The sequence below is a fragment of the Mycolicibacterium novocastrense genome (assembly GCF_001499835.1).
GTDB lineage: Bacteria > Actinomycetota > Actinomycetes > Mycobacteriales > Mycobacteriaceae > Mycobacterium > Mycobacterium novocastrense.
The window spans coordinates 176,581-188,921 of the sequence record NZ_LQIH01000056.1; the positions used below are offsets into that span (position 1 = coordinate 176,581).

13 protein-coding genes and 1 tRNA gene are annotated in these 12,341 nt (G+C 67.2%); 10 read left to right on the top strand and 4 right to left on the bottom strand.

What is annotated here, in order from left to right; translation table 11 throughout:
- Window positions 1–138 precede the first annotated feature (138 nt).
- Window positions 139–225: transfer RNA gene (locus AU072_RS24170), tRNA-Ser, on the bottom strand.
- 48 nt (window positions 226–273) lie between these two features.
- Window positions 274–786 (bottom strand): MarR family winged helix-turn-helix transcriptional regulator, encoded by a 513-nt coding sequence (locus tag AU072_RS24175; RefSeq protein WP_064416078.1) that lies wholly within the window; start codon window positions 784–786, stop codon window positions 274–276.
- 78 nt (window positions 787–864) lie between these two features.
- On the opposite strand from AU072_RS24175, the gene AU072_RS24180 reads away from it, so the two are divergent.
- Complete coding sequence (locus AU072_RS24180) at window positions 865–1,839, top strand: NAD(P)H-quinone oxidoreductase (protein ID WP_064416079.1); 975 nt, start codon at window positions 865–867, stop codon at window positions 1,837–1,839.
- Window positions 1,840–1,847: 8 nt separating this feature from the next.
- Here the strand turns inward: AU072_RS24180 and AU072_RS24185 are convergent, their stop codons facing one another.
- Window positions 1,848–3,044, bottom strand: a complete 1,197-nt coding sequence (locus AU072_RS24185) for a cysteine desulfurase-like protein (RefSeq protein ID WP_064416080.1) — start codon at window positions 3,042–3,044, stop codon at window positions 1,848–1,850.
- A 404-nt stretch (window positions 3,045–3,448) separates the two neighbouring features.
- On the opposite strand from AU072_RS24185, the gene AU072_RS24190 reads away from it, so the two are divergent.
- The 5 genes from AU072_RS24190 to AU072_RS24210 are packed head-to-tail and all read left to right on the top strand — an operon-like array spanning window position 3,449 to window position 6,897.
- Window positions 3,449–3,952: a bacterial proteasome activator family protein gene (locus AU072_RS24190; protein WP_064416081.1), complete on the top strand. Its 504-nt coding sequence runs from the start codon at window positions 3,449–3,451 to the stop codon at window positions 3,950–3,952.
- Window positions 3,953–3,961: 9 nt separating this feature from the next.
- Complete coding sequence (gene wzt / locus AU072_RS24195; protein WP_064416082.1) at window positions 3,962–4,753, top strand: galactan export ABC transporter ATP-binding subunit Wzt/RfbE; 792 nt, start codon at window positions 3,962–3,964, stop codon at window positions 4,751–4,753.
- A complete protein-coding gene (gene glfT1 / locus AU072_RS24200) occupies window positions 4,750–5,709 on the top strand; it encodes a galactofuranosyltransferase GlfT1 (protein WP_064416083.1) in 960 nt (319 codons plus the stop codon). The genes wzt and glfT1 overlap by 4 nt, the downstream gene beginning before the upstream one ends.
- Window positions 5,706–6,536 carry a galactan export ABC transporter permease subunit Wzm/RfbD gene (gene wzm, locus AU072_RS24205; protein WP_064416084.1) on the top strand — a complete coding sequence of 277 codons (831 nt, stop codon included), beginning with the start codon at window positions 5,706–5,708 and terminating at the stop codon, window positions 6,534–6,536. The genes glfT1 and wzm overlap by 4 nt, the downstream gene beginning before the upstream one ends.
- 43 nt (window positions 6,537–6,579) lie before the next feature.
- Window positions 6,580–6,897: a TFIIB-type zinc ribbon-containing protein gene (locus AU072_RS24210; protein WP_082680997.1), complete on the top strand. Its 318-nt coding sequence runs from the start codon at window positions 6,580–6,582 to the stop codon at window positions 6,895–6,897.
- Window positions 6,898–6,903: 6 nt separating this feature from the next.
- Here AU072_RS24210 and AU072_RS24215 read toward each other — a convergent pair whose 3' ends face one another.
- The gene (locus AU072_RS24215) at window positions 6,904–7,641 is read right to left on the bottom strand and encodes a phosphotransferase family protein (RefSeq protein WP_064416086.1); all 738 of its coding nucleotides are present in this window, start codon (window positions 7,639–7,641) and stop codon (window positions 6,904–6,906) included.
- 107 nt (window positions 7,642–7,748) lie between these two features.
- Here AU072_RS24215 and AU072_RS24220 point away from each other — a divergent pair, with 107 nt between their 5' ends.
- The 4 genes from AU072_RS24220 to AU072_RS24235 all read left to right on the top strand — a co-directional run bounded on the left by AU072_RS24220 (window position 7,749) and on the right by AU072_RS24235 (window position 12,333).
- Window positions 7,749–8,144 (top strand): GtrA family protein, encoded by a 396-nt coding sequence (locus AU072_RS24220; RefSeq protein ID WP_064416150.1) that lies wholly within the window; start codon window positions 7,749–7,751, stop codon window positions 8,142–8,144.
- Window positions 8,145–8,278: 134 nt separating this feature from the next.
- Entirely contained in the window at window positions 8,279–9,679 is a 1,401-nt protein-coding gene (locus AU072_RS24225; protein ID WP_064416087.1) for a decaprenylphosphoryl-beta-D-ribose oxidase, read from the top strand.
- On the top strand, window positions 9,680–10,462 hold the full coding sequence (locus AU072_RS24230) for a decaprenylphospho-beta-D-erythro-pentofuranosid-2-ulose 2-reductase (RefSeq protein ID WP_064416088.1): 783 nt from the start codon (window positions 9,680–9,682) through the stop codon (window positions 10,460–10,462). It begins immediately after the preceding gene.
- The gene (locus tag AU072_RS24235; protein WP_082680998.1) at window positions 10,462–12,333 is read left to right on the top strand and encodes a galactan 5-O-arabinofuranosyltransferase; all 1,872 of its coding nucleotides are present in this window, start codon (window positions 10,462–10,464) and stop codon (window positions 12,331–12,333) included. Before AU072_RS24230 ends, AU072_RS24235 begins: the two co-directional genes overlap by 1 nt.
- Window positions 12,334–12,341 lie beyond the last annotated feature (8 nt).

A 12,341-nucleotide genomic window follows, 5' to 3' on the forward strand; every position in this document is an offset into this window, starting at 1 on the left:
CGACAAGTAATTGCCGAAAAGGGCTACGGCTACGGCACTCTGGTCGCGTTTTCCGGCACAGTGTGCGGGACCCCGAGTCGGGGCCCTATGACTTCAGCGAAGCCCGACGCCTGACCCAATCGCAATGAAGCAAGTGAGCGGTGGCGGAGGGATTTGAACCCCCGGACGGTGTTAGCCGTCTCTCGCTTTCAAGGCGAGTGCATTAGGCCGCTCTGCCACGCCACCGCCGACAAGAGTACGGGCCGGCCCACACCGTCGCGACGGGCGATCCCCTCAGACCCGGCCGAGCTTGGCGTTCATCGACCCGTTCTTGAGCCCGACGCTGATCCGCCTGCAGTTCTCACCCATCGCCGCGACCTGGGGCCGCGACAACCGGTCGAGAAAGTGTGCGCGCACGCTCTCGCCGTAGGTGATCATCGCGTCGCGTACCGCGGTGCGCCCGTCGTCGGTGATGCTGGCGAGCACACCACGGCCGTCGTCGGGACTGGCCCCGCGACACACCAGGCCTGCCATCTCCAGGCGACGGATCTGCCGGGTGACCCGGCTCGGCAACGACATCAAATTCTCGGCGAGATCACCCATTCGGGCCGATCCCGTCGGCGACTTGTCCAGGATGTCGAGCAGCCTGACGTCGTTGAGCGTCAGATGATGCTTATCCACCAGCGACCGATTCAAGGTCGCATACAGCCGGAGCGCGGCATCCAAAAAGTTTTGCCAGGACCGCTGCTCCGCGATGTCCAGCCCCGGCATGTCCCCCGCGGTACGACCCGCAATTATCCCCTCCATGCGGTCATAGTAAACGGCCCTGACATTGCTGGCGACCAATTCTCAAGACTGTTGTCGCAGGCTAGTAGCGTTATCGGAATGCATGCAATCGTGGCCGGCCCGGAAGGCCGATTGACCTGGCAAGAGGTTCCCGACATCGCGCCGAACAAGGGCGAAATTCTGATCAAGGTGGCCTCTGCCGGCGTCAATCGGGCCGACCTGTTGCAGGCCGCGGGCAAGTATCCACCGCCGCCGGGCGCCAGCGAAATCCTCGGACTCGAGGTGTCAGGAACGGTCGAGGCGGTCGGTGAGCAGGCCTCCGATTGGGCAGTCGGACAACAGGTCTGCGCGTTGCTGTCGGGCGGGGGCTACGCCGAGTACGTGGCTGTACCGGCCGGGCAGGTGATGGCGCCTCCGGACTCGGTGTCCCTGCACGAGGCCGCCGGCCTGCCCGAGGTGGCCTGCACCGTGTGGTCGAACCTGGTGATGACGGCGGGGTTGAGGGCCGGGCAGCTCGTTCTCATCCACGGGGGTGCCAGCGGCATCGGCACCCACGCCGTCCAGGTGGGCCGCGCGCTCGGATGCCGCGTGGCCGTCACCGCCGGGTCGGCCCACAAGCTGGACCTGTGCGCCGAACTCGGGGCCGAGGTGACGATCAACTACCGCGACGAGGACTTCGTCGAACGCGTCAGGGCCGAGGGTGGCGCCGACGTGATCCTCGACATCATCGGCGCGGCCTATCTTGATCGCAACATCGACGCGCTCGCCCACGACGGGCGACTGGTGATCATCGGGATGCAGGGCGGCGTGAAGGCCGAGCTCAACATCGGCAAACTGCTCGGCAAGCGCGCGGGCGTCATCGCCACCGCTCTTCGCGCGCGCCCGGTCAGCGGCCGGGCAAGCAAGAGTGAGGTCGTCGCCGAGGTGGTGGCCAACGTCTGGCCGATGATCGAGCGCGGTCAGGTGCGGCCGATCATCGGCGCCGAATACCCGGTTCAGGAAGCCGCCGCGGCGCATGAGCTGCTGCAGTCAGGCGAGGTGTCGGGGAAAGTGCTTCTGCGCGTCGCGGATTAGCGCAACGGTCAGCCCAGTGAGGCGAGCGCGCGCACCAGCTGATCGACTTCGGCGGTGGTGGTGTAGTGCGCCAGTCCCACCGTCACCGCACCGCCGACATCGTTGACGCCGATCACGTCCAGCACGCGCGAACTCGCATTCGATATCGCCAGGATGCCGTTGTCGGCCAGACGCTGAACCACCCGTTCGGCGGGTACGCCGTTGACCGCGAAACTGAGCACGGGGATGCGTGATTCGGGCTGACCGATGACCATCACCGTCGACAACGACCGCAGCGAGATCAGCAGATAGTCGAACAGCCGGTTCATATAGGCATTCGCGGAATGCATTGAGATCGCGAGGCGTTCGCGGCGCGTGCCACGCGCGTTCTCGTCCAGGGAGGCCAGATACTCGATGCTGGCCACCACTCCGGCGAGCAGACCGAACTGATGCGCGCCGACTTCGAGCCGCGCCGCTCCGGTCGCCTCCGGATCCAACGACACCGATCCGAAGGAGTCGATGAGCGCCGGATCACGAAAGACCAAGGCTCCGATGGGCGGACCACCCCACCCCAACGCGTTGACCGCGACCACGTCCGCGTCGATCTCGTCGATGTCCATCAACTGGTAGGGCGCGGCCGCGGAGTGGTCGACGACCACCAGTGCACCCTGATCGTGTGCCAGCTTCGTCACCGCGCGCAGGTCGGTCACGGTGCCCAAAGTCGATGAGGCAGAAGTGATTGCGACCAAGCGCGTCGGCTTGGTCACGAGGCTCTCCCACTGCCAGCTGGGCAGTTCGCCGGTCTCGATGTCGACCTCGGCCCACTTCACCTTGGCGCCATAGCGATTCGCGGCACGCAGCCACGGTGCGATGTTCGCCTCGTCATCAAGACGGGTGACCACCACTTCGTAACCGAGACCGACACGCGACGACGACGCGTCCGCCAGCGAGGTCAACAGGATTGCGCGGTCGGCGCCCAGCACCACACCGCGCGGATCGGCGTTGACCAGATCGGCCACGGCCAGTCGGGCGGCCTCCAACACCGCGGCGCTGCGCCGTGCCGACGGATGCGGACCTACCGGGGTGGGCATCGACCCTCGGAACGCCGTGGACACCGCGCGGCCGACGGTGTCAGGCAACAACATGCCGTGCTGGGCGTCGAAACGCACCCACCCGTCGCCCAGGGAGGGGTGCAAACCGCGCACCCGGGCGACGTCGTATGCCATGTCAGCCCACCTTCGAGCGTCCGTGAGTTCGCGAACCCACACGATTCCGGCCGATACTCGGCCCCGACCCGCCATGTCGGACTGGGTCTGCTGGGCAGCCATACTAGTCCAGTGATCTTGGCGTTCGGGGTGCTAAACCCGTTGTCGTTGCTGGTCACCCCCGCGCGCCGGCCAGGACGCGACATTGAGTTAACGTATGGCCGCATCAGCAGTGGTGACATTCGTGACGCCGTTTGCTCGACCGCCGAGGACAATCGACGGGCCGGTTTGCGGTCACCTACCGGACTTTGCCCGTCCCCGACGTGGGGACCGCCTCGCCCACGACCGGACTAGTGTCGCTAGTTGGCTCGGGATCGCGGGGCGCAGCGACGAATGCCGTGGAGATTAGAGGGAACGCAGGGAGTATGACCGAGGACGACAACATCGAGATCATCAGCGGTGCCGACAGCGGTGCCGACAACGACGAGGAAAAAGACGGCAAGTCGCTGACCGACCTCGTCGAGCAGCCGGCCAAGGTGATGCGGATCGGCACCATGATCAAACAGCTGCTCGAGGAGGTGCGCGCAGCGCCGCTCGACGACGCCAGTCGCAACCGGCTCCGGGAGATCCACCGCACGAGCATCACCGAACTCGAGGACGGGCTGGCTCCCGAGCTGCGCGACGAGCTCGAGCGGCTCACGCTGCCGTTCACCGAGGAGGCTGTGCCGTCGGACGCCGAGCTGCGTATCGCGCAGGCCCAGCTGGTGGGCTGGCTCGAGGGCCTGTTCCACGGCATCCAGACCGCGCTGTTCGCCCAGCAGATGGCCGCACGTCAGCAGCTGGAGCAGATGCGGGGCCAGGGTGCGCTGCCACCGGGGATCGCGGTGCGCGGCGGTCCGTCGCATCCGGGGACCGGGCAGTACCTGTAGGGGCATGCGTTGGTCCCACACATCGAGACCCGCAACGCGTGGGTGGAGTTCCCGATCTTCGATGCGAAGTCACGCTCGCTGAAGAAGGCGTTCCTCGGTAAGGCCGGCGGCGCGATCGGACGCAACGACTCCAACGTCGTGGTCATCGAGGCGCTGCGGGACATCACCATGTCGTTGGAACTCGGCGACCGGGTGGGTCTGGTCGGGCACAACGGTGCGGGCAAGTCGACCCTGCTGCGGCTGCTGTCGGGTATCTACGAGCCCACCCGGGGGGTGGCGACCGTCAGCGGCCGGGTGGCGCCGGTGTTCGACCTCGGCGTCGGGATGGACCCGGAGATCTCCGGCTTCGAGAACATCATCATCCGCGGCCTGTTCCTGGGGCAGACGCGCAAGCAGATGCTGGCCAAGATCGACGAGATCGCCGAGTTCACCGAGCTGGGGGATTACCTGTCGATGCCGTTACGCACCTATTCCACCGGGATGCGGGTGCGTCTGGCGATGGGCGTGGTGACCAGCATCGACCCCGAGATCCTGTTGCTCGACGAGGGTATCGGCGCGGTGGATGCCGAGTTTCTGAAGAAGGCGCAGACCCGGTTGGCCGAACTCGTCGCGCGCTCGGGCATCCTGGTGTTCGCCAGCCACTCCAACGAGTTCCTGGCCCGGCTGTGCAACACCGCGATGTGGATCGACCACGGCACGATCAAGATGACCGGCGGCATCGAGGACGTCGTGCGTGCCTATGAGGGCGAGGACGCCGCCCGGCATGTCCGGGAAGTGCTCGAAGAGACGCGCCAGGGATGACCGCCGACGCGGGCTTGCCCGACGAGCCAACCGGCCCTGTCATATGCGCGGTGGTGGTGACCCACCGTCGTCTCGACGAGTTGGCGAAGTCACTGGAGTCGGTGTCGGCCCAGACCCGCGCCCCCGACCACCTGATTGTCGTCGACAACGACGACGATCCCCGCGTCGCCGAGCTGGTCGCCGCGCAACCCCTCCCATCGACCTATCTCGGATCCCGCCGGAACCTGGGCGGCGCAGGCGGTTTCGCGTTGGGCATGCTGCATGCGCTGGCGCTCGGCGCGGACTGGGTGTGGTTGGCCGACGACGACGGCCGTCCAGCCGACTCCGAGGTGCTGGGCACGCTGATCGACTGCGCCGCCCGCCACGGGCTCGCCGAGGTGTCGCCGATGGTCTGTGACATGACCGATCCCGGGCGGCTGGCGTTTCCCCTGCGTCGCGGGCTGGTGTGGCGTCGCCGCGTCGACGAGTTACGCACCGAATCGACTGAGGTGGGGGCACCTCCCGCTTGCGGGGGATTGTTGCCGGGCATCGCATCGCTGTTCAACGGCGCGCTGTTCGCCGCCGCGACGCTGGAGGCGACCGGCGTGCCTGATCTGCGCCTGTTCGTGCGCGGCGACGAGACCGAACTGCATCGCAGGCTGGTCCGATCCGGCTTGCCGTTCGGCACCTGCCTCGACGCGGTGTACCTGCACCCGCAGGGCGGTGACGAGTTCAAACCGATCCTCGGCGGCCGGATGCACACGCAATATCCGGACAACACGGCCAAACGTTTCTATACCTACCGCAATCGCGGCTATCTGTTGTCCCAGCCGGGATTGCGTCGACTGCAGTTACAGGAATGGGCGCGCTTCGGTTGGTTCTTCCTGGTGTCCCGCCGCGACCCGGCCGGGCTGATGGAGTGGATCCGGTTGCGGCGCATGGGCCGCAAGGAGAGGTTCGGGAGGCTTCAGCCGTGACGTTCACCGACGCCGCTGCGCAGTCGAAGACCATGAGCCGGGCCTGGGGCGACCTGGTCGCCGGCTTCGGCAAGCACGAACTGTGGTTACACCTCGGCTGGCAAGACATCAAACAGCGTTACCGCCGCTCGGTTCTCGGCCCGTTCTGGATCACGATCGCCACCGGCGCGACAGCGGTCGCCATGGGCTTGCTCTACTCGAAGCTGTTCAAACTCGAGCTCTCCGAACATCTTCCATACGTCACCCTGGGGCTGATCGTGTGGAACCTGATCAACGCGGCCATCCTGGAGGGCGCCGACGTGTTCGTCGCCAACGAGGGTTTGATCAAACAGCTGCCGACACCGCTGTCGGTACACGTCTACCGGCTGGTGTGGCGACAGATGATCCTGTTCGCCCACAACATGATCATCTTCGTGATCATCGCGATCATCTACCCCAAGCCGTGGAGTTGGACGGACCTGGCGGTCATTCCGGCGCTGGGTCTGATCGTGCTCAACTGCATCTGGGTCGCGCTGTGTTTCGGCATCCTGGCCACCCGCTACCGCGACATCAGCCCGCTGCTGGTCAGCCTGGTGCAGCTGTTGTTCTTCATGACCCCGATCATCTGGAACGAGTCCACCCTGCGACAGCAGGGCGCCGAGCAGTACACCAAGATCGTCGAGCTCAATCCGCTGCTGCACTATCTCGACATCGTGCGGGCCCCCCTGCTCGGCGCCGACCAGGAACTGCGCCACTGGGTGGTGGTGATCGTGCTGACCGTGGTCGGGTGGATCTTCGCGGCGTTCGCCATGCGCCAGTACCGCGGCCGCGTCGCGTACTGGGTGTGAGCCCGCGCGGAACTTCGGCGTCGCCCGCGGCCGTTATGCGGATATGAGCATCCCGCCATATCAGCCGCCGTCGTCTCCGCCGTCCGCACCGACGGGCACGTTGACCTGCCCGAAGTGTGCGGGCTCGATGCGGACATACGAGCGCAACGGCATCCACTTGGAGCAGTGCGACACCTGCCGCGGCATCTTCCTGGACTTCGGCGAACTCGAATCGCTGACGCAGATGGAGAACCGGTTCGTGCAGACCGCGCCGCCCCCGCCGCCCGCCCAGCCGGGATACGGATACGGCCCGGGTTGGGGCCATCGGGGCAACAAGTACTACCGCAAACAGGGGTTCGGCCGGCTGTTCTTTTCCAGCTAAGGCGTACTAGAGCATCCGCGCGCAGGCGGCCATCAGCAGTTCGTCGTCGCGATGGTGGGCCGCGGCCTGTACGACGGCCGCGCGCGCGAAGGCGTCGAGCACCGGCCAGGGGTCTTCGTCGGGCAGTGCGGGACCGCCGGCGGCGCGGTAGGCGTCGACGAAGAGTTGCCAGTCGGCGTCCGGGATCAGCCCCGCCGCCCAGAATCCGGCCGGTCGGGCCAGATCCCACGCCGGATCGCCGGCACCCAGGTCGTCGACGTCGAGAAGAATCCACCGTGAGTCGTGGCGGCCGAGCTGCCCCAAATGGAAGTCGCCGTGCACGAGTGTGGTTGGCCGGTCGGCAGAACCCGCCAGCCAGACCGCGTCGGGTAGGCCGGCCGCGGCGCGGCGCAGTGTCGGCTCGCCGCCGCGAAGCGCGTCGACGGCCCGCCGCAGGCGTTGCGGCCAGCCGTGCGCGGGCACTCGGGGCGGCAGTGGTTCGCGGTGCAGCCGGGCCAGCAGTTGTCCGGCTTGCGCCCATGGCACCGACTCCGGTTGCGGCGCAAGGGTTTCCACGCGCGGCCACCGGGTTCGCCATCGGCCCGCGACCGGCTCGGGAACCGTCGACAACGGTGAGAGCAGGCAGTCGGACCGGGCGGCGATGCCCAACCGGACCGTCAACGCCCGCGGATCGGTACCCGGCCGGTGCAGCTTGGAGACGACGTCACCGTCGACGACGATCTCCGCACCGGACCGGGTTTGCACACCTGAAACCTAGCGACGTGACGGCTGCTGGTGGAGACGCATTCACGTGCGGGCCCGGTGTCGGTGAGTTCGCGCCGACGTAAGCTGCCCGGGTGGCCGAGCCCCCGATGCAGCCCACCCTGAGCCTGGGCACTCAGATCTGGCGGTTCATCGTCACCGGTGGTTTCTCGGCGATCGTCGACTTCGGTCTGTACGTGGCCATGCTCGCGGCCGGTCTGCACGTCAACGTGGCCAAGACGCTGAGTTTCATCGCGGGCACCACCACGGCGTATCTGATCAACCGCCGGTGGACCTTCCAGGCACCGCCGAGCACCGCGCGGTTCATCGCGGTGTGTGTGCTCTACGCGGTGACCTACGCCGCGCAGGTCGGCATCAACTACGTGCTGTACATGGCGTGGGACGACAAGGCGTGGCGGGTGCCGGTCGCGTTCGTCATCGCCCAGGGCACGGCGACGGTGATCAACTTCGTCGTCCAGCGTGCGGTCATCTTCCGGCTGCGCTGACGTGGCGTGTGGCGAGCGTGGACTTGTGTCACGCCGCCGGCCACGTTGCGTGACACAACCCCACACTGGGCGCGACCGTGGGACCTGTGTTCGGCTGGACGGGGCGCCGGTGAGCGCACGGTACCCTCGTCACGATGTCCGAGAACCTGCCGACGACCTCGCGTGCCCTGACCGGCTTCGGCCGCACGGCACCGTCGGTCGCGCAGGTGCTGACCACGCCGGATGTCGAGGTGATCGCCCGTGCGGTCCGCGAGACCGCCGACCGCGGCGCATCCAGCCCGTCGTTCCTGCACCGCGGCGTCCTCGCCCGCGGGCTGGGCCGCTCCTACGGCGATCAGGCGTGCAACGGCGGTGGCCTGGTCGTGGACATGACCGCGCTGCACAGAATCCACTCGATCAGCGCGGACACGGCGGTGGCCGACGTCGACGCGGGCGTCAGCCTCGACCAGCTGATGAAGGCGGCGTTGCCGTTCGGGCTGTGGGTGCCCGTGCTGCCGGGCACCCGGCAGGTCACCGTCGGCGGGGCGATCGCCTCCGACATCCACGGCAAGAACCACCACAGCGCAGGCAGCTTCGGCAATCACGTCCTGTCGATGGACCTGCTGATGGCCGACGGCGAGGTTCACACCCTCGCACCCGACGGGCCGGACGCCGAACTGTTCTGGGCGACGGTCGGCGGTAACGGCCTCACCGGGATCGTGGTGCGCGCCCGAATCGCGATGACCCGCACCGAAACCGCGTACTTCATCGCCGACGGCGTGTCCACCGGCGACCTGGATGAGACCATCGCCGTGCACCTCGACGGCAGCGAGGACCGCTACACCTACTCCAGCGCGTGGTTCGACCTGATCAGCCCGCCGCCAAAACTCGGAAGGGCCGCGATCAGCCGCGGCAGCCTCGCGACGCTGGATCAGCTGCCGCCGAAGCTGGCCAGGGACCCGCTGAAATTCGATGCGCCTCAGCTACTTTCGGTGCCCGACATCTTCCCCGTCAGCGCCATGAACAAACTCTCGTTCATGGCGATCGGCGAGGTGTACTACCGCCTCGGCGGAACCTACACCGGCAAGATCATGAACTTGTCGCAGTTCTATCACATGCTCGACCTGGTCAGCGGGTGGAACAACGCTTATGGCCCAGCGGGTTTCGCGCAGCACCAGTTTCTGGTGCCGCCCGATGCGCTCGAGGAGTTCAAGGCCATCATCCGCTGGATCCAGACCCGCGGGCATTACTCGGCGCTGAACGTGTTCAAATTGTTCGGGCGCGGTAACCGCGCGCCGCTGAGCTTCCCGATGGCGGGATGGAACGTGGCGATGGACTTCCCGAACAAGCCCGGAATCAACGAATTCCTCAACGAGCTCGACGAACGCGTCATGGAATTCGGCGGCCGGGTCTACACCGCGAAGGACTCCCGGGTCAGCGCCGAGCGGTTCCACAAGATGTATCCGCGTATCGACGATTGGATCGCCGTGCGCCGCAAGGCCGACCCGAACGGCGTCTTCGCATCCGACATGGCACGACGCTTGGAGCTGCTGTAGATGGTTCTTGATGCCGTAGGTAACCCCCAGACCATCCTGCTGCTCGGTGGGACATCGGAGATCGGCCTGGCGATCTGCGAGCGCTACCTGCGCAACGCACACGCCCGCATCATCCTGGCCGACTTGCCGAACCACCCCCGCAAGGACGAAGCGATCGCCGCAATGACGGCCGCGGGGGCCAAGTCCGTCGAATGGATCGACTTCGACGGCACCGATACCGCCGGTCACCGCGCCGTGATCGACAAGGCCTGGAGCGACGGTGACGTCGACGTCGCGATCGTGGCCTTCGGGCTGCTCGGCAACGCCGAGGAGCTGTGGCAGGACCAGTCCAAGGCCGTGCAGGTGGCCCAGATCAACTACACCGCAGCGGTTTCGGTCGGCGTGCTGATCGGCGAGAAGATGCGGGCCCAGGGCTTCGGGCAGATCATCGCGATGAGCTCGGCGGCCGGTGAACGGGTGCGGCGGTCCAACTTCGTGTACGGGTCGACCAAAGCCGGCCTCGACGGTTTCTACCTCGGCCTGGGAGAGGCGTTGCGGGAGCATGGAGTTCGGGTGCTGGTGATCCGGCCCGGCCAGGTCCGCACCACGACCACCATCGAGCACTGGAAGGCCACCGGTGCGAAGGAGGCGCCGTTCACCGTCGACAAGGAGGACGTCGCCGAACTGGCCGTCACGGCCGCCGCCAAAGGCAAGGAACTGGTATGGGCGCCGGGAGCGTTCCGGTACGTGATGATGGTGTTGCGCCACATCCCGCGGCCGATCTTCCGCAAGCTACCCATCTGATGCCAGGCGGCGCACGGGCCCTGCCGATCAAGGTCGCCGGCCAGATGGTGGCGGCCGCCGCGGTGGCGATCGTCGTCGCGGTCGTTTCACTGGCTGCGATCGCGCGGGTGGAGTGGCCCGCGTACAACTCGTCCAATCAGCTGCACGCGTTGACCACGGTGGGCCAGTTCGCCTGTCTGGCCGGGCTATTGGGCAGCGGTTGGATCTGGCGGCGCGGTCGCCGACTGCTCGCGAGGGCCGGGGCGGTGCTGTTCCTGTCCGCCTTCTCGGTGGTGACGCTCGCGATGCCCCTCGGCGCGACCCGGCTCTACCTGTACGGCATCTCGGTCGATCAGCAGTTCCGCACCGAGTACCTCACCCGGCTGGCCGACAGCGCAGCGCTGCGGGATATGACCTACATGGGTCTGCCGCCGTTCTACCCGCCGGGCTGGTTCTGGATCGGTGGCCGCCTGGCCGCGCTGACCGGAACTCCCGCGTGGGAGATGTTCAAGCCGTGGGCGATCATGTCGATCACCGCCGCGATCGCGGTGGCGTTCGTGTTGTGGGCGGCCATGATTCGCTTCGAGTACGCGCTCGTCGTCACCACCGCCACCGCCGCGGCCACGCTGGCGTACTCCCCGGCCGAGCCCTACGCCGCGATCGTCTGTGTGCTGCTGCCGCCTGTGTTCGTGCTGTCGTGGTCGGGTCTGCGCGGGGCGACGCGTAACGGCGGCTGGCCCGCCGTCATCGGCACCGGGCTCTTCCTCGGCGTCGCCGCGCTGTCGTACACACTGCTGTTCGCCTACGCCGCGTTCACGTTGGCGATCATGGGCGTGCTGCTGGCCGTCGCGCGCAAACGGATCGACCCGCTGCTAAGGCTGGTGGTCATCGCCGTCATCTCGGGTGCCATCGCGCTGATCGGCTGGGCGCCGTGGCTGCTGGCCGCCGCCAGGGGTGAGCCCGCCGACTCGGGAACCGCGCAGCACTATCTGCCGACCGACGGCGCGCAACTGGAGTTCCCCATGCTGCACTTCACGCTGCTCGGAGCGCTGTGCATGCTCGGCACGCTGTGGCTGGTCTGGCGTGCGCGCTCATCCACCCGGGCCGGCGCTCTGGCGATCGCCGTGCTCGCCGTCTACGCCTGGTCGCTGCTGTCGATGCTGACCACGCTGGCGGGCACCACGCTGTTGTCGTTCCGACTGAACCCGACGCTGACCGTGCTGCTGACGGCGGCAGGCGCCTTCGGCTTCATCGAAGTCACGCGTGCCGTCGCGGCGCGGGTGCGACCCGAGAACGCGCGACGCGTCGTCGCGGCGGCCACGGCGCTGGGCGCGATCGGCGCCGTCACCTACAGCCAGGACATCCCCGACGTGCTGCGCTCCGACATCGTCGTCGCCTATACCGACACAGACGGATACGGTCAGCGCGCCGACCGGCGACCGCCCGGTGCCGAGCGCTACTACCGCGAGATCGACGACCGGATCACCGAGGTGACCGGTCGACCGCGCGACGAGACCGTCGTGCTGACCGCCGACTACAGCTTCTTGTCCTATTACCCCTACTACGGTTTCCAGGGATTGACCTCGCACTATGCGAATCCGCTCGCGCAGTTCGAGAAGCGTGCCGAAGCCATCGAAAGCTGGGCGACGCTGACCGACGCCGATGAGTTCATCGACGCGCTCGACGCGCTGCCGTGGGAGCCGCCGACGGTGTTTCTGATGCGCCGCGGCGCTGACGACACCTACACGTTGCGCCTGGCCTCCGACGTCTACCCGAACCAGCCCAACGTGCGCCGCTACCACGTCGCCCTGGACGAGACATTGTTCGACGACCCCCGCTTCGAGGTCTCCAGCATCGGCCCGTTCGTGTTGGCGATCCGCAAGCCCAATTAGGATCGAAC